The organism is Xanthomonas campestris pv. campestris str. ATCC 33913 (genome assembly GCF_000007145.1).
Taxonomy (GTDB): Bacteria; Pseudomonadota; Gammaproteobacteria; order Xanthomonadales; family Xanthomonadaceae; genus Xanthomonas; species Xanthomonas campestris.
The window spans coordinates 3502471-3518815 of sequence record NC_003902.1 but is presented as its reverse complement, the minus strand read 5'-3'; the positions used below and the strand labels follow the sequence as shown (position 1 = coordinate 3518815).

Annotated in this window: 12 protein-coding genes; 5 read left to right on the top strand and 7 right to left on the bottom strand. The window is 65.4% G+C overall.

The window, feature by feature from the left end; all coding sequences use genetic code 11:
• The first annotated feature begins 567 nt into the window (after window positions 1-567).
• On the top strand, window positions 568-2367 hold the full coding sequence (locus XCC_RS15315) for a chloride channel protein (RefSeq protein ID WP_011038079.1): 1800 nt from the start codon (window positions 568-570) through the stop codon (window positions 2365-2367).
• A gap of 72 nt (window positions 2368-2439) precedes the next feature.
• Here the strand turns inward: XCC_RS15315 and XCC_RS15310 are convergent, their stop codons facing one another.
• Window positions 2440-3357 (bottom strand): LysR family transcriptional regulator ArgP, encoded by a 918-nt coding sequence (locus XCC_RS15310; RefSeq protein ID WP_011038078.1) that lies wholly within the window; start codon window positions 3355-3357, stop codon window positions 2440-2442.
• A gap of 107 nt (window positions 3358-3464) precedes the next feature.
• On the opposite strand from XCC_RS15310, the gene XCC_RS15305 reads away from it, so the two are divergent.
• Both XCC_RS15305 and XCC_RS15300 read left to right on the top strand, forming a co-directional pair.
• Complete coding sequence (locus XCC_RS15305) at window positions 3465-4091, top strand: LysE/ArgO family amino acid transporter (protein ID WP_011038077.1); 627 nt, start codon at window positions 3465-3467, stop codon at window positions 4089-4091.
• 165 nt (window positions 4092-4256) lie between these two features.
• Window positions 4257-4682, top strand: coding sequence for a GNAT family N-acetyltransferase (locus XCC_RS15300; RefSeq protein WP_011038076.1), 426 nt, complete (start codon window positions 4257-4259; stop codon window positions 4680-4682).
• A 162-nt stretch (window positions 4683-4844) separates the two neighbouring features.
• On the opposite strand, the gene XCC_RS15295 is transcribed toward XCC_RS15300, so the two are convergent.
• Window positions 4845-5192 carry a hypothetical protein gene (locus tag XCC_RS15295; protein ID WP_011269572.1) on the bottom strand — a complete coding sequence of 116 codons (348 nt, stop codon included), beginning with the start codon at window positions 5190-5192 and terminating at the stop codon, window positions 4845-4847.
• Between the two features lie 587 nt (window positions 5193-5779).
• Window positions 5780-5986 (bottom strand): hypothetical protein, encoded by a 207-nt coding sequence (locus tag XCC_RS15290; RefSeq protein WP_016945258.1) that lies wholly within the window; start codon window positions 5984-5986, stop codon window positions 5780-5782.
• 184 nt (window positions 5987-6170) lie between these two features.
• Between XCC_RS15290 and XCC_RS15285 the strand changes: the two genes are divergently transcribed.
• On the top strand, window positions 6171-6881 hold the full coding sequence (locus XCC_RS15285) for an rRNA pseudouridine synthase (protein ID WP_011038074.1): 711 nt from the start codon (window positions 6171-6173) through the stop codon (window positions 6879-6881).
• Window positions 6882-8328: 1447 nt separating this feature from the next.
• Here XCC_RS15285 and XCC_RS15280 read toward each other — a convergent pair.
• From XCC_RS15280 to XCC_RS15265, 4 genes are all read right to left on the bottom strand, one after another.
• The gene (locus XCC_RS15280; protein WP_011038072.1) at window positions 8329-8733 is read right to left on the bottom strand and encodes a response regulator; all 405 of its coding nucleotides are present in this window, start codon (window positions 8731-8733) and stop codon (window positions 8329-8331) included.
• Window positions 8734-8811: 78 nt separating this feature from the next.
• Window positions 8812-9294, bottom strand: a complete 483-nt coding sequence (locus tag XCC_RS15275) for a hypothetical protein (protein ID WP_011038071.1) — start codon at window positions 9292-9294, stop codon at window positions 8812-8814.
• A 139-nt stretch (window positions 9295-9433) separates the two neighbouring features.
• On the bottom strand, window positions 9434-11236 hold the full coding sequence (gene recQ, locus XCC_RS15270; protein ID WP_011038070.1) for a DNA helicase RecQ: 1803 nt from the start codon (window positions 11234-11236) through the stop codon (window positions 9434-9436).
• Window positions 11237-11590: 354 nt separating this feature from the next.
• Complete coding sequence (locus tag XCC_RS15265) at window positions 11591-12142, bottom strand: Dps family protein (RefSeq protein ID WP_011038069.1); 552 nt, start codon at window positions 12140-12142, stop codon at window positions 11591-11593.
• Window positions 12143-12229: 87 nt separating this feature from the next.
• Here XCC_RS15265 and hrpA point away from each other — a divergent pair, with 87 nt between their 5' ends.
• Window positions 12230-16345, top strand: a complete 4116-nt coding sequence (gene hrpA / locus XCC_RS15260; protein WP_011038068.1) for an ATP-dependent RNA helicase HrpA — start codon at window positions 12230-12232, stop codon at window positions 16343-16345.

Below are 16345 nucleotides of genomic sequence, written 5' to 3'. Positions count from 1 at the left end.
GGGTGACCTTGTTTCAAGGGCCCAGGGCGGGCCGGAAGTAGGAGTTGGTCAGTGCGCTGATCGAGGTGATGCCGGGTGCGCGCGTCCGGCGTGCAAGCAGGCTGCAGCGGACTCAGGAGGGGGTGTTCATCGATCAAAGCTCAGCGCGTTGAGAGCGTGCACTATGTGCCTGCATACCGCCGCGAAGAGTCGGCACGGCGAAGCACATGGCCATCGTACGAATCGGCATGGCCTGCGCTGACACTGGTTTAGCCGGCAGGCACGTACCGGCGCACGCACTGCGTTTCACCGCTGGCCGTTGACTGCTGCAATGTGACAGGCGCTATCGTTTTGCCGCAGTGCGTGCGCCTGAGGACTCATGCGTTGGCTGCGCGTTGTCTGTCTGTGGCGCTGACCAGCAGGAGCGTCTGTTGTTCTCAGGAGCGCGCCGCGGCGGCCGGTGAAGTGGGCGCCGCGAGATGAAATACCCAGGGCTTCAACGTTGGCGTCCGCAGCGATGTTGCACAATGACGCATCCTCACTGCGCGCGTGATCCTGCTCTGCCGGGCAGGACGTGCATCTGCCCTCATGCAATCGCTACGCCTCCGCGTTTCCCGGTCCCTACAGCGTGCACGGGTCCCGCTCGATCTGCTGCTGGGCTGGCTGCGCCGGCAGTTTCGCGCCAACGATCTGTGGTTCATCAGCCTGGCTGCCGTGGTGGGCTTGATCGCCGCAGTGCTGACCGTGCTACAGGCAGGTCTGGCCCACACGTTGCAAACGTGGCTGTACGGGTTGGCGCCCGGCGAGCGGCTCAGTACGGCGGACGGCATCGGCGTGCAGCAATTGTTGGTGTTGCCGCTGGGCGGCCTGCTGGTGGGTCTGGTCGCATTGCTGGCGCGCCGCCGTCAACGGCCATTGGTGGACGCGGTGGAAGCCAATGCGCTGCACGGCGGGCGCATGTCGATGCGCGACAACCTGATCGTCGCGGTGCAGACCTTGCTCTCGAACGGGTTCGGTGCATCGGTGGGCCTGGAGGCGACCTACACGCAAATGGGCTCCGGTGCGGGCTCGCAGCTGGGACGGGTCCTGCGCGTGCGTCGTACAGACATGCGCACGCTGGTCGGCGCAGGCTCCGCGGGGGCGATCGCCGCCGCGTTTGGTGCTCCGCTGGCCGGCGCGTTCTACGCATTCGAGATCGTGATCGGTGCCTATACGCCATCGGCGCTGGCGCCGGTGGCGGCAGCCGCGCTGGCTGGCGCGTTCATGGCCAACGCCTTGGGTGCCACGCCATACGCACTGCCGGCGGCGGTGGCCTACCAATTGCAGCCGCGCGACTACGCGATCTATATCGCCTTGGGCCTGGCTTGTGCGGTGATCGGCATTGCGGTGATGCGGCTGGTTGCCGGCATCGAGCGTGGCGTCGGGCGGATCAATCTACCGCTCTGGGGCCGGCCAGTGATCGGTGGGCTGTCGCTGATTCCCCTGGCCGCGTATTCGCCGCAGGTGCTGTCCTCCGGCCACGGCGCCTTGCATCTGGATCTGACCAGCACCACCACGCTGCAGTTTCTGCTGACCTTGCTGGTATTGAAGTGCCTGGCCTCGGGCATCTCGCTGGGATTCGGGTTCCGCGGCGGCCTGTTTTTTGCGTCGCTGTTCATGGGCTCGTTGGTGGGCGCCTTGTTTGCGGTGGGCACCAATCTGCTGATGGGTGCGGCAGTGGTGGATATCACGAGCGCCTCGCTGGTAGGCATGGCGGCGCTTGCGGCGGCGATTGTGGGCGCGCCGATGACCATGGCAATGCTGATCCTGGAGGGCACGCACGATTTCGTGCTGGCCAGCGCTGTGATGGCCGCCGTGCTGGTGGCCAACACGGTGGTGCGTCAGGTGTTCGGTTATTCGTTCTCTACCTGGCGTCTGCACCTGCGTGGCGAGAACATCCGTAGCGCGCGCGATGTGGGTTGGGTGCGCCACCTGTCGGCCGGCAAGATGATGCGCAAGGATGCCAACCACACCCGCGACGACACCAGCGTCAGCGAATTCCGTCGGCGCTTTCCACTGGGCTCCACGCAGCGGGTGGTGCTGGAAGACGCCTCGGGGCGATACGCCGGCGTGGTGCCATTGGCCATCCTGTATGGCGATCGCGTGCGCGAGGATGCGCCGGTGAGCGACTACGCACAGCACCGCGACGCCGCGTTGCTGGCAGACACCGATATCGTGGCGGTGATGAAGGTCTTCGATGCCACCCAGGCCGATGAGCTGGCGGTGATCGATCAGCAGCGCACCGTGCTGGGGGTGTTATCGGAGGGCTTCGTGCGCAAGCGGTATGCCGAAGAGCTGGAGAAACGCGAGCGCGAGTTGATGGGCGAGCGGGCGACTGGCGAGGAGTGAGCGTGGGTTGGCCGCGTGGGCGTGGGCCGCGCGGAGTCTGGAACGCGACACGCGAAGCGCTTCGAGCAGCGCTCAGTGAGCGGCTCCCTGCTTGCCAACGCGCAAGCTTGCCGCCGCTGCGGTTCGCAAGCTATCGCCCAGGCGCTGCAAGGTCGTCGAGCGCACCGCGGCATGCTGCCAGTACAGTGGCACATCCAGCCAGCGCGTCGGGTCGATGATGAGCAGCGTCTTGCGCTCTACTGCCGGCAACACCATCGCCTCCGGCGCCAGGCACCAGCCCAGCCCGCGCGCGGCGGCGTCCACGAAGCCGGTGGATGTGGGCAGGTAGTGGATCGGCGGCGACAACTGCATGCGCGTGATGCGTCGCGCAAAGCGTGCCTGCAGTGCGTCCTTGCGGTTGAACACCATCATCGGTGCGCGGCTCAATCCGGCGGCGTCCAGGCCGCTGCTGAAGTAGCGGGCCACAACATCCGGCGACGCGATGGCGTGGTAGCGCATGGTGCCCAGCGGCTGCACATTGCAGCCTTGCAGTGGCCGGCGTTCGGCGGTGACCGCACCCAGTACCGTGCCGGCGCGCAGCAGCTCCAGGGTGTGGTCCTGGTCATCCACATGCACGTCGAACAACAAGCCGTGCGCCTGGTGCAACTCGGCCAATGCGGACAGCACCCAGGTCTGCAAGGAGTCGTCGTTGACGGCGATGGACAGCGTGCGCGGCGTGCCGCCCACTCCCGCGTCAGGCAGGAAATCGGCCATGGCCTCGGCTTGTAGCACCTGCATCGGCCGCAGCCTGCGGAGCAGACGCTGGCCGGCCGGGGTCGCGCGGCAGGGCGCTGTGCGCAACACCAGAACCTGGCCGAGCCGGTCTTCCAGTGCCTTGATCCGCTGCGAAATCGCCGAAGAGGTCACCGACAGCCTGCGTGCAGCCAACTCGAAGCTGCCTTCATCAAGCACGGCAGCGAACGCGGCCAGTTGGGGGTGCAGCAACTCCATGCGAACTCGGTGGGATTAGATTTCCTTTGGAGCATACAGAATATTTAGGTTTCCTAATCCTAGGGGCGGCGGCAGTCTTGCCGCACGCAACCAACAGACACCGCGCCATGGTCTTCAACGCAGCACTTTCCGGCTTCATTGCCAGCGCCGGGCTCATCATCGCCATCGGGGCGCAAAACGCCTTCGTCCTGCGCCAGGGGCTGCAGCGGCGGCATGTCGGCCTGGTCGTGGCCATCTGCGCCTTCGGTGACATCACCTTGATCCTGGCCGGCGTCGCCGGCATTGGCGCGGTGGTGCAGCACTGTCGGCAGATCCTGCAGGTGTTCCGTTATGCGGGTGCGGCGTTCCTGGCGGTGTACGGGGCGATGGCCGCCCAACGCGCCTGGCGCGGGCAGGGCGCACTGGCACCGGCCGAACGCGAGGATCAGCGCTGGCAGCAGGCGGCGCTGACCTGTCTGGCTTTCACCTTCCTCAACCCGCACGTGTATCTGGACACCATGGTGCTGCTGGGCAGCCTCTCCGCACGCCATGCCGGCGTCCTGCGCTGGGCATTTGCACTCGGCGCCTGCCTTGCCAGCATAACCTGGTTCTGCGCGCTGGGCTATGGCGCGCGTCTGCTGCAACCGGTGTTCCGTGACCCGCGCGCCTGGCGCGTACTGGATGGCTGCATCGCCGTGTTCATGCTGGTGTTGTGCGTAGCGCCCCTGCTGCCGCAGCATACGACCTCGGGTTAAGCGCGGCGAACGCAAGCAAGTGCGCGATCGTCCGTTGGTGCGGATGGTTTGAAGCAGCCTGAGTGGCAAGCTGGCCGTGCCGGATTCTGCTCACCGTCCGCACGCACACGGCGGATGCGCACGTCGCTTGTTCGTCGCTCCACGCCCTTTGCCAGGACACTTCACATGCCGCACGTGCACGTCAGCACCGACAACTCCCTGCTCGATATCGGCTTGATCCATCGCACGCTGTCACAAGACACCGATTGGGCCAAGGACATTCCCCTCGCCCTTGTGCAGCGCGCGATCGATCATTCGTTGTGCTTCGGCGGGTTTGTCGATGGCCGGCAAGTCGCGTTCGCCAGGGTGATTTCCGACTATGCGACCTTTGCGTACCTGGGCGATGTGTTCGTGCTGCCGGAGCACCGCGGCCGCGGCTACAGCAAGGCGCTGATGGATGCGGTCATGGCGCATCCCGATCTGCAGGGGCTACGCCGCTTCAGCCTGGCCACCAGTGATGCGCATGGCCTGTACGCCCGCTACGGGTTTACGCCGCCATTGTTTCCGCAGTCGTTGATGGAGCGGTATGTTCCTGGGTTGTATTCGACCTAGATTCCGGGCGCGCTTTGCAGCTTTGCTGCTGGCTAGTTGGCCAGCAATGCGCGGGGGTGACCCTGCGCGATGCGCGCCACTCGCGTGGTGCAGCCGTGGCGTACCACGTAGCCGTCGCAGGCGGCGGGTGCGAGAGGACACAGCATGCAACGTGCGCAGCCATCATCTCTGCGCGGCATGCATCCAGTCTTCTGCACATGCCAGGGCGTCGGCTTGGGTTGCGCTACAACCACCGGCCAGATGGCGATCGTGCGCAGGGTCGATCGCCTCCCATTCCCAATGTGGTGCAGACCGCCACACCGCGAGCATGCACATGCGCGCATCGGCTAGCCGGACATCGCGTTGCCAGATTTGCAGCGCGTCCACCCACACGCGGTGCCAATGCAGATGCGTGCAGTCGGCGTCGGCATGCACGCCTGGATCGCGCATGGACGACGCAGAACGGCCGGTGTTGGCACTAGCGCGCACGGAGCGCATCCGGAAGGAGTGAGCGGGAGCAGTGACGATCATCACGGGGATCCTTGGTCGAGCAGATGCGCCATGCGGGATGTGTCACTCCCACCCACACATCTGCGTTACTGGCAACGCCGGCTGCGGATGTCGTGGGTACCTGATGGCTAAGATGCCGCCTATCTAGCGGCGGCCGGGCTACCATCCGGCCTGCTCTCTTTCGACCGCGGCAGCGTACCCAGCTGGCGCCATCTGCGCAAGCACTCCCGCGCCTCGTTCGGTGCTTGTTTTTAACTGGTTTCTGTGTGCAAACAGGCGTGTGCCAGCGATGTATGCGTGACCGAAAAAACGCGTTCAGCTGCGGCTGGCACATACGAACAGAGCGCCTGTTGGTACGCCCTTTCTTGTTGGCGTTTTCAGACATCGCAGCCGCGCCCCGGCGATGTGATCCCTATAGCGGGATTCTGGACTTACGTGCCTTTTGTCAACCGCGCTACCGGCCCGGTGTTGCGGGCGCTTGTGTCGCGTAACTGCCGCTATCGAGCTTGAAAAGCGCCACGCCGCAGCGGTGAGCTAAGCTATTTGCGGACCATCACCGCTGCGCCACATGCAGGCGCAGCCGGCGAGGGCGCACACGTTGGCCGTGATCAGGCTTCCAGTGCGGCAAGCACGTCAGCGTGCAACTGCTCGGCGCCTGCCTCGGTGTTGAAGCGTGCCACGACATCTTCGCCAGAGATCAGGCCGATGCGGACCGTGTGGCAATACGAGCCAAAGTTCTCCCCGGCATTGAACGGATCGCTGATGACGGAGATATGGTTGAGGCGAACCCGGGTGGTGCCGAACGTGATGAACATCTGTGGTCTCCTGTGTGAGTGGCGAGTGTCCCACTTTGTGCGGCATGGCAGAAGCACGACGCTTGCCAGACCTTGGCTGGCGCCGCTATGCGGATGAGCGAGCCACACCTTGGCGCAGGCTTCAGGCGTCGTACCGGCGGCAGCGACCACGTACACTGCCCGGCCCTGACGTAGAGCATGACCGATGTCCGATCCGATCCGTCTCGACAAGCACGTGGCTGCCGTGTTCGGCTGTTCGCGCGGCGAGGCGCAGCAATACATCGAAGGGGGATGGGTCAGTGTGGACGGCGTGGTGGTGGAAGAGCCGCAGGCGCCGATCACCGGCCAGCAGGTGAGCCTGGCGGCCGACGCGGTGCTTGGGCAGGCCGAGCCCGCCACCTTGCTGCTGAACAAGCCGGCTGGCATGAGCTGCGAGGCCGCCGTGGCGCTGGCCACGCCGCAAAGCCGCAGCAGCCTGGATCAGACCGAGATCCGCGTGCTGAAGCGCCACTTCCTGCGCCTGAGCGCGCCGATGCCGCTGGACGACGAGGCCAGCGGGCTGCTTGTGCTCAGCCAGGATGGCCGGATCTTGCGCAGGCTCACTGCCGATGCGGCCACGATCGAGCAGGAGTATCTGGTGGAAGTGCGCGGCGAACTGCGCCCGTACGGCATGGCGCGGCTGGCAAGCGGCCTGGTGTATCAGCAACGGAGCCTGCCGGCCTGCAAGGTGAGCTGGCAGAACGAAGAGCGTCTGCGCTTTGCCATCAAGCACGTACAGCCGGGGCAACTACGCTACATGTGCAACGAGGTAGGGCTGGATGTGGTCACCATCCGTCGCCTGCGTGTTGGCCGGATTTCGTTGGGCAAACTCGCGCTAGGCGAATGGCGTTACCTGCCCACCGGCGAGCGCTTCTGATCTTGTGGCGTCTGTCGCCCGATAACTCGTGCGGTGATAAAAAGCGGTTGGAATTCCGAGCGTTGCCTGATGTGCTGCGCTGAGGGCATCACGATGCGCCTGCCTCTGCCTCTGCAGATGGGCGAGGGCTGATCGTGATGTGAGCCGCTGCAGTAATCGGCAGGCTGATCGAGGCGCGAGAGTAAGCAAGCTTTCGTCGCGCTAGGCGATGTTCGTCATTGCACATGCCGCAAACAGACTGCCGATCCGCGAGGTACTTCGAACTCCCCCAAAGCTAGAGTAGAGACGCGCCTTTCAGCGCGCCGACGTGCTCCGCCGCAGTTGCCGCGTGTGAATCACTTCTTGTTGCGCTTCTTCTTGGCGCGGGTCACCAGCCACACGACCACGGCGATGATGCCAACCACCAGGATGACGAAGGCCGGTGACAGAAATGAGTTATCGCCCATGTGGATCTCCTGAAATTCAACAGCCAAGCGCTGCATTGGGTTTAGCCTAGCGAGCGCCTTGGGTGATAGCGTGAAATGGACACGCAATCGCGGATGCATGCATGCGGTCGCAGCGCTGCTGGCCTTTCTCCTAGTGCGTTCGACTGCGCGTTTGGCGTTGCCACGACGCACGCATCGACGTCAGGCGACGTTGATCGAAAGATTGATGGCAAAGCTCATCGCATGCGTGTCAAGCGTTCCTCCGGCTTGGTCGCAGGCTCGAACCAGGTGCGTGCAACCGGTCGGCAGGCGCTCATGGATAGACGCCGATGGACAGAACGGCGTGAGGACGCTCAAGGGCTGCGGATGCAGTGCATCCAAGGAAGGCCGCTGCCGGGATATAAGCCACCAAGGTGGATACAGCAAGCGTACTCAGCGATGCATTCAAAATGCGCTGGTCGCAGCCGTGTGTCACGGAGGAACTGGGATTGTTGTACGCAGCGTCAGGCGCCGAGCACCACGACAGAATCAGTTGCTGCGGCGAATTTGATCGCTGAGCTTGAGAAAGCATCGATCGCAAGCGCGATGCGCATGCCTTGATCTGGTGTGCCCACAGGCCAGGGGATTTGCTGATGTGCTGATCAGTGAGGGTATGAAACCTGGACCGCATTCGGTCGATCTTGCGCGGGATCGCAGACGTGCTCACTACTGACGCCATGCAGCTAGCGACGTAGGTCGTGCAACTCGGTATCTTTCACTACCGTCTGGCAGCGAGCACAACCATTTCAGGGCAGCGTCAAGCAAACAGGCCAGCCGGATAGGCATATTCCGCCTAAGGCAGTGACCATCATGATCCGGCGAGGGCGTGCTCCGCGCCCCGCGAGTTGAGCGGCCAACAGGCCTCGCGTCCGGCAGCTGCAGTATCAAGTGAGATGTGCGTCACGAAAATCAGGGGCGAACTGACGGGCTGTCAGGGCGTTCCTGACAGCGGTCTCGGCCGCAAAACGCCTGCTGCGCCGGGCTTACGCCATCGGTGTGGACGGCACGCGGTGCTTGGCCATGACGCTGCGGATCGCATTCAACAGCTGCTCGGGCGTGTACGGCTTTTCGAGGAAGGCCACACCATCAGGAAGGATCTCTTCTACATATTCCACGGCTAGACCGGAGGTCAGCAGGATCGGCAGGTTGTACGGCGCATGCGCTGCTTTCAGCGCGAGGTCTACGCCTGTGAGGCCGCCCGGGAAATGGATGTCGGAAAACAGCACATCGACGCGCGGGTCGCTTTCGATCAACGCCAACGCTTCTTCCACCGAACCGGCACTGCGGCAGGTGAAGCCATAGCTCTCCAGCACAAGGCAACTGAGTTGACGTGTTCCATCGCCATCTTCGACGACGAAGACAACCGGTCGTTCCTTGTTCTGTGACATGAGCACATCTCGTGAGGCAAGCCACATTTTCCGCAAAGCAGGGGTGAACCCCTTGTCAATGCAGGCCGAGCTGTAGTGTTACCAACCGAATGGGCCAGGGCCGTAACCGCCAGGTGCGTAGCGTGGGCCGAAAATGGGGCCTTCGCCGCGACCAACACTGATGCTGACGCCGATCTGATGCGCCTTGCCGTCATCGTCGTAATAGGTCTTGCACGAATTCAGATTGACGGCCTGCCAGTTGCTGTTGCCGCCACGGTTCGAATAGCCCATGCCGGTCTCGACCGCACCTTGCAACTTGCCCTGACACTGTTCGGCTCGCTCGGCGGCGATGGAGGCAGCGGAAGGACGCGCCAGTGCCGGTTGTGGGCCCGTCTTGTCGCCATAAAAGGTGCCCGGCGGATCGGTGCTGTATTCCGGATCGGAGCGGTACTGCACCGGCTCCTTGGGAATGCTCAAGTCCAGCGAACGGGGCGTCACCGCGTCGGTGCCGCTGTCGCCGGTCTGGGCGAGCGCACTGCCGGTGGCGAGCAGGGTGGCCAAAAGAAGCAGGCTGCGTTTCATCGGTTGGACTCTAAAGGAGGGACTGGCGGCGCGCGCCAGATCGCTCCGCTGAAACTAGCAACGGCAGATTGAATGCGCGCTGTCGCTTCCGCGGATTGTTGTGCCGGCCGCGGCACCGGGCCGACACACACCTGGCGCATCAGCCCTGTTCGCGCACGATCTCGATCAGTTGCGCACCGTAACGGGCCAGCTTGCCGCCGCCGATGCCGCCCACACGCGAGAGGGCATCGATGCTGGTGGGCCGTTGTTCGGCGATATTGCGCAGTGTGCTGTCGTGGAAGATCACGAAGGCCGGCACGTTCTGCTCCTTGGCCAGTTCCGCGCGCAGGCCGCGCAAGGCGTTGAACAGCCCCAGATCCTGCGGCTGCACCGGCAGCCCGGTGCGTTGCGCGCCGCGGTCGCGCTCTCGCCCGGCAGCCGGGTTTTCGCGCCGCATCATCACCTGGCGCTCGCCCTTGAGTACCTGGCGACTGGCATCGGTGAGGCGCAGGCCGCCGTGGCCTTCGCTGTCGACTTCCAGCAGGCTGGCAGCCACCAGCTGGCGGAACACCCCGCGCCAGGTACGCTCGTCCATGTCGCGGCCGATGCCGTAGGTGCTCAGCTGGTCGTGGCCGAGCTGCTTGATGCGCTCGTTCTCGCTGCCGCGCAGGATGTCGATCAGATGGCCCACACCGAAGCGCTGCCCGCTGCGATACACGCAGCTCAGCGCCTTCTGCGAGGCCACGGTGGCGTCCCAGGCGGCGGCCGGGGTCAGGCAGTTGTCGCAGTTGCCGCAGGGCTTGGGATAGGTTTCGCCGAAGCCGGCCAGCAGCACCTGGCGGCGGCACTGCATGGACTCGCAGTAGCCCAGCAGGTGATCGAGCTTGGCGCGTTCCAGGCGCTTGCGCTCTTCGGCGGCCTCGCCCTGTTCGATCATCTGCTTGAGCAGCACCACATCGCCCAGGCCATAGCAGAGCCATGCCTCGGCGGGCTCGCCATCGCGGCCGGCACGCCCGGTTTCCTGGTAATAGCCTTCCATCGATTTGGGCAGGTCCACGTGCGCCACGAACCGCACGTCTGGCTTGTCGATGCCCATGCCGAAGGCGATCGTGGCGGCCATGATGATGCCGTCCTCGCGCAGGAAGCGGCGCTGGTTCTCCGCGCGCACTTCCGCCGGCAGGCCGGCGTGGTAGGGCAGGGCATTGAAGCCTTGCGCACACAGCTGTTGCGCGGTTTCTTCCACTTTGCGCCGCGACATCGCATAGACGATGCCGGCCGAGCCGCGGTGGCGGCCCAGGAACTCCTGCAGCTGCTTGCGCGCGTTGTCCTTCTGCACCACGGTGTAGCGGATGTTGGGGCGGTCGAACGAGCTGACGAAGTGGCGCGCCTCCACCAGGTCCAGGCGCTCGGCGATCTCGCGTTGGGTGGGCGGGTCGGCGGTTGCCGTCAATGCCATCCGCGGAATGTGTGGCCAACGCTCGTGCAGTACGGTGAGCTGGCGGTACTCCGGGCGGAAGTCGTGGCCCCACTGCGACACGCAGTGCGCTTCGTCGATGGCGAACAAGGCGATGCGGCTACGTTCCAGCAGCGACAGGAAGCGCGGGGTGAGCAGTCGTTCCGGTGCGACGTACAGCAGGTCCAGATCGCCCGAGAGCAGGGCGCGTTCCACCCGCTGGGTGTTTTCCGCATCCAGGGTGGAGTTGAGGAATTCGGCGCGCACCCCGAGCTGGCGCAGGGCTTCCACCTGGTCCTGCATCAGGGCGATCAGCGGCGACACCACGATGCCGATGCCGTCGCGCAACAGCGCCGGGACCTGGTAGCACAGCGACTTGCCGCCACCGGTGGGCATCAGAACCAGCGCGTCGTTGCCGGCGGCGACGTGTTCGACAATGGCTTGCTGGGGGCCGCGGAAATCGTCGTAACCGAAGACGCGGCTGAGCAGTTCGTGTGCGGGGGAAGACATCCGCCTAGGATACCGCGCGGGTCAAGCCCGGGCCGGTGTCATGCGGGCGGTGTTGCGCAGTGGTGTGTCGGGGATCGCCGCGCCGTGGTGGATGCGGTAGACGAAGACGTCTGCGGATGCAACTGAGCGCTGGCCGCGTGGCGCAAGAGATGTCAGGCAGCGGGTGCGGGTGCGACGGCCAGGGCTTCGCTCCGTACCCTCACCCCAACCCCTCTCCCGGGGGGAGAGGGGCTTAGTGTCTAGCACTGCTTACCGGTGGTAGGCAATTGCGCAGGGGGCCAAGGTTGGGCAGGGCTCAAGGTTGCGCCTTTGGCAAAACCTTGGACAAACCCGTGGAGGCTACGCGTGAAGGGTTTACTGCAGCAGCGAGCGCAGCATCCAGGCGTATTTTTCATGGGTCTGCAGACGCTGGGTCAGCAGGTCCACGGTCGGGTCGTCGCCGGCGTCGTCGGCGGTGCCCAGCACCTTGCGGGCGGTGCGGCAGACCGCTTCGTTGCCGCTGACCAGCTGGCGCACCATCTCGCGCCAGTCGGCGCTATCGCTCAGGCCCGGCTCTTCCGGGATCGAGGTCAGCGCCACGAACTCGCGGTACGAACCCGGTGCGTTGTAGCCCAGGGCGCGGATGCGCTCGGCCACTTCGTCCAGCGCGCCCCACTGCTCGGTGTACTGGGTTTCGAACATGGTGTGCAGCGAGTTGAACATCGACCCGGTGACGTTCCAATGGAAGTTGTGGGTCTTCAGGTACAGCGTGAACGCGTCGGCCATGTAGCGGGCCAGGCCGTCGGAGATCTGCTTGCGATCGGCATCCTTAATCCCGATATCGATGTGTGGCGCCGAGGGAGCGGCGACCGGCAACGCGTCAGTGGGAGCCGCGGGTTTGTTTGCTGCGTTCTTCTTCTTGGACATGGATGGTCCTCCTTAGGAACTGATATGGCGTCACAATAGACAGGCTAAAGGATCACTTGTCATTCAATCTTTCACATTTTTCCATCGATGAGCGCTATCGACACTGACCTCGCCACCACGTTGCGTGAGCGCCGCGGCGCCGTGGATGCCGCCATGAGCCGCGATCGTGGCCGTTTGCTGGGCCTATGGTCGCGCTGGCAAGGCAAGCCCGGCAACCCGCAGCTGCGCCAGGCCTTCGAACAGGCGCTGGCCGCCTCACAGGCGCAACGGCAGGCGCGTGCCGCGCAGCAGCCGGCGATCACGCTGGATACGCAACTGCCGATCGCGCGCGAAGCCGATCGCATCATCGCGCTCATCCGCGACCATCCGGTGGTGGTGATTGCCGGTGAGACCGGTTCGGGCAAGACCACCCAGTTGCCCAAGCTGTGCCTGGCAGCCGGGCGGGGTGCGGCCGGCATGATCGGCTGCACGCAGCCGCGGCGTATCGCTGCGCGCGCGGTGGCCGCGCGCGTGGCTGAAGAACTCAACACCCCATTGGGCACCACGGTGGGGTTCCAGGTGCGCTTCACCGATCGCGTGGGTGAGGACTCGCGCATCAAGTTCATGACCGACGGCATTTTGCTGGCGGAGATCGCCAGCGACCGGTGGTTGTCCGCCTACGACACCATCATCGTGGACGAAGCGCACGAGCGCAGCCTCAACATCGACTTCCTGCTGGGTTATCTCAAGCAGCTGCTGCGCAAGCGTCCCGACCTCAAGTTGATCGTCACTTCGGCCACCATCGACACCGAGCGGTTCTCGCGGCATTTCGATGACGCGCCGGTGATCAACGTGGAAGGCCGCACTTTCCCGGTGGATGTGCGCTACCGCCCGCTCGAAGGCGAATCTGGCGACGGCGACACCGGCGATGTTGGGCGCGATGGCGAACGCACCGTCAACGACGCCATCGTGGCGGCGATCGACGAGATCACCCGCATCGACCCGCGTGGCGATGTGCTGATGTTCCTGCCGGGCGAGCGTGAGATTCGCGATGCGCACCAGTCGCTGGAGCGGCGCAAATACCGTGAGACCGAAGTGGTGCCGCTGTACGCGCGGCTGTCGGCGGCCGACCAGGACCGCGTGTTCAACCCGGGCCCGCGCCGGCGCCTGGTGCTGGCGACCAACGTGGCCGAAACCTCGCTGACGGTGCCGCGCATCCGCTACGTGGTGGATCCGGGCTATGCGCGCGTCAAGCGCTACAGCCCGCGGCAGAAGCTGGACCGGCTGCATATCGAGCCGATTTCGCAGGCCAGCGCCAACCAGCGCATGGGCCGCTGCGGGCGTATCGCCGAGGGCATCTGTTACCGGCTGTACGCGGAGGCGGATTTCGCCGCGCGCCCGGCCTTCACCGACCCGGAGATCCGGCGCGCGTCGTTGTCGGGCGTGATCCTGCGCATGCTGCAGTTGGGGCTGGGGCGCATCGAGGAGTTTCCGTTCCTGGAAGCGCCGGACGAACGCGCCGTGGCCGATGGCTGGCAGCAGCTGCTGGAGCTCGGTGCGATCGATGCGGAGCGGCGGCTGACGGCGATCGGCCGGCAGATGGCGCGCCTGCCGGTGGACGTCAAACTGGCGCGCATGCTGGTGGCCGCGCAACAGCACGGTTGCCTGCGCGAGATGATCATCATCGCCGCGTTCCTGGGTATCCAGGATCCGCGCGAGCGCCCGCCGGAAGCGCGCGAGGCCGCCGATAACGCGCATGCGCTGTTTGCCGATGCGCGCTCGGAGTTCGTCGGCATCCTGCGCCTGTGGGACGCCTACCGGCAGGTACACGAAGACCTCACCCAGTCCAAGTTGCGCGATTGGTGCGGACGGCATTTTCTCGGCTTCCTGCGCATGCGCGAGTGGCGTGAACTGCACCGCCAGTTGCGCTTGCTGTGCGAAGAACTGGGCTGGAGCGAAGAGCCGGCCGGCGCGATGCTGGCGCCACTGCTGGCCGGTGCCAGCGCGCCGGTGCGCGAGGACGGGCAGGCGCACCGTGCCACCCGTGGGCAGCTGCACCGTGCCGCGCGGCTGGCGCGCGAAGGCAAGCCGGATCCGGCGGCGCCACCCGCGCAGGCGAAGGCCGCGGCTGCAAAGAGCTCACCTGCCGATGCCACCGACGCGGCGGTGCGCACGTCCGAGCGCGAACGTGCTGCCGCCTACCAGGCCTTGCACCGCGCACTGCTGGCGGGCCTGCCGACGCAGATTGGCCACCGCACTGAAAAAGGCGATTTCCTGGCTGCGCGGCAACGCCGGTTCGTGCCGTTTCCGGGCTCCGCGTTGGCACGCAAGCCGCCACCGTGGATTCTTGCGGCGACCTTGCTCGACACCCAGAAAGTGTGGGGCATGACCAATGCGGCGATCGAGCCGGACTGGGCCATTGCCGAGTTGCCGCACCTGCTGGCACGCAAGCATTTCGACCCGCACTGGTCGCGTGCACAAGGGCAGGTGGTGGCCTCCGAGCAGATCAGTCTGTTCGGCCTGGTGCTGGCGCCCAAGAAGCCGGTGCACTTCGGCAAGATCGACCCCGCCACCTCGCACGACCTGTTCGTGCGGCAGGGCCTGGTGCCGGGCGAAATCAACACGCGTGCGGCGTTTGTCGCCGATAACCTCAAGGTGCTGGAACAGGCGCGCGAAGAGGAAGCCAAGCTGCGCCGCGCCGGCATCGTGGCCGACGAGGACTGGCAGGCGCGCTGGTATCTGGATCGCATTCCGGCCGAACTGCATTCGGCCAGTGGCCTGGATGCGTGGTGGAAGACCTTGCCTGCCGACAAGCGCCGCAGCCTGCATTGGTCGTTGAACGATCTGCTGCCCGGCGAAGGCAGCGAGGCGGACCGGTTCCCGAAGTATTTCGCGCTGGGCGATGCGCGGTTGCCGTTGCAGTACCGCTTCGAGCCGGGGGCCATCGACGATGGCGTGACGCTCGAGGTGCCGTTGCATTTGCTCAATGCGCTGGATCCGTCGCGCTTGTCGTGGCTGGCGCCCGGATTTGTGGCCGACAAGGCGTCGGCACTGATCCGCAGCCTGCCCAAGGCGCAGCGCCGCAATTACGTGCCGGCTCCGGATTACGGCCGCGCGTTCTACGAGGCCTTCAGCACGCCATCGGCGGACGATATGCGCGGCGAGCTGGCGCGCTTTTTGAGCAAGGCCACCGGTGCGCCGGTGGCGGCGCTGGATTTCGACGAAGAAGCGCTGGACACGCACTTGCTGATGAACCTGCGGCTGCGCGACGAGGACGGCAGGGTGCTCGCCGAATCGCGCGATCTGGTGGGATTACGTGCGCGCTTTGGCGAGCGTGCCGGGCAGGCCTTTGCCGCGCGTGCCGGACGCGCGCTGGCGGCGGAAGGGCTGCGCGATTTCCCGGCCACGCCGATCCCCGAACAGGTGGCCGGCGAAGCGGGCGTGCCCGCCTATCCGGCCTTGGTGGATCAGGGCGAGGATGCCGCGCTACGGATCTTTGCCGACCGCAACGAAGCGCTGCGGGCGCATCCGCGTGGTGTGCGCCGGCTGCTGGAAATTGCCTTGGCCGACAAGATCAAGCAGGCGCGCAAGCAGCTGCCGGTGTCGCCCAAGACGGGGCTGTTGTATGCAGCGATCGAATCGCAGGAGCGCCTGCGCGGCGATCTGGTCGATGCGGCGCTCAATGCGGTGCTGGCCGAGGGGCTGGGCGCGATCCGCGACCCTGCCGCGTTCGCACAGCGCCGCGAGGATGCGGTCAAGCGGCTGTTTGGCGAAGCGATGGCACGGTTGACGCTGGCAGAGAGCATTCTCGGCGCGGTGGCCGAACTCAAGCCTTTACTGGAAGCACCGTTGATGGGCTGGGCGCGTGGCAATCTGGATGACATGGAACAGCAGCTACGCGCGCTGGTGCATGCCGGGTTCCTGCGCGACACGCCGGCCGATGCGCTGGCCAATTATCCGCGCTATCTCAAGGCGATGATCCTGCGCACCGAACGCGCCAAGCGCGACCCCGCGCGCGACCAGGCACGCATGCTCGAGCTCAAGCCGTTCGTGGATGCACTCAACGACGCCGCGGCGCGTGGGCTGCAACAGCACCCGGATTGGCAGGCGCTGCGCTGGGATCTGGAAGAACTGCGGGTGTCGGTATTTGCGCAGGAGCTGGGCGCCAAATCCGGCGTCTCGGCGAAAAAGTTGTCGCAACGCGTGGCGGCCTTGCGAGGGTAA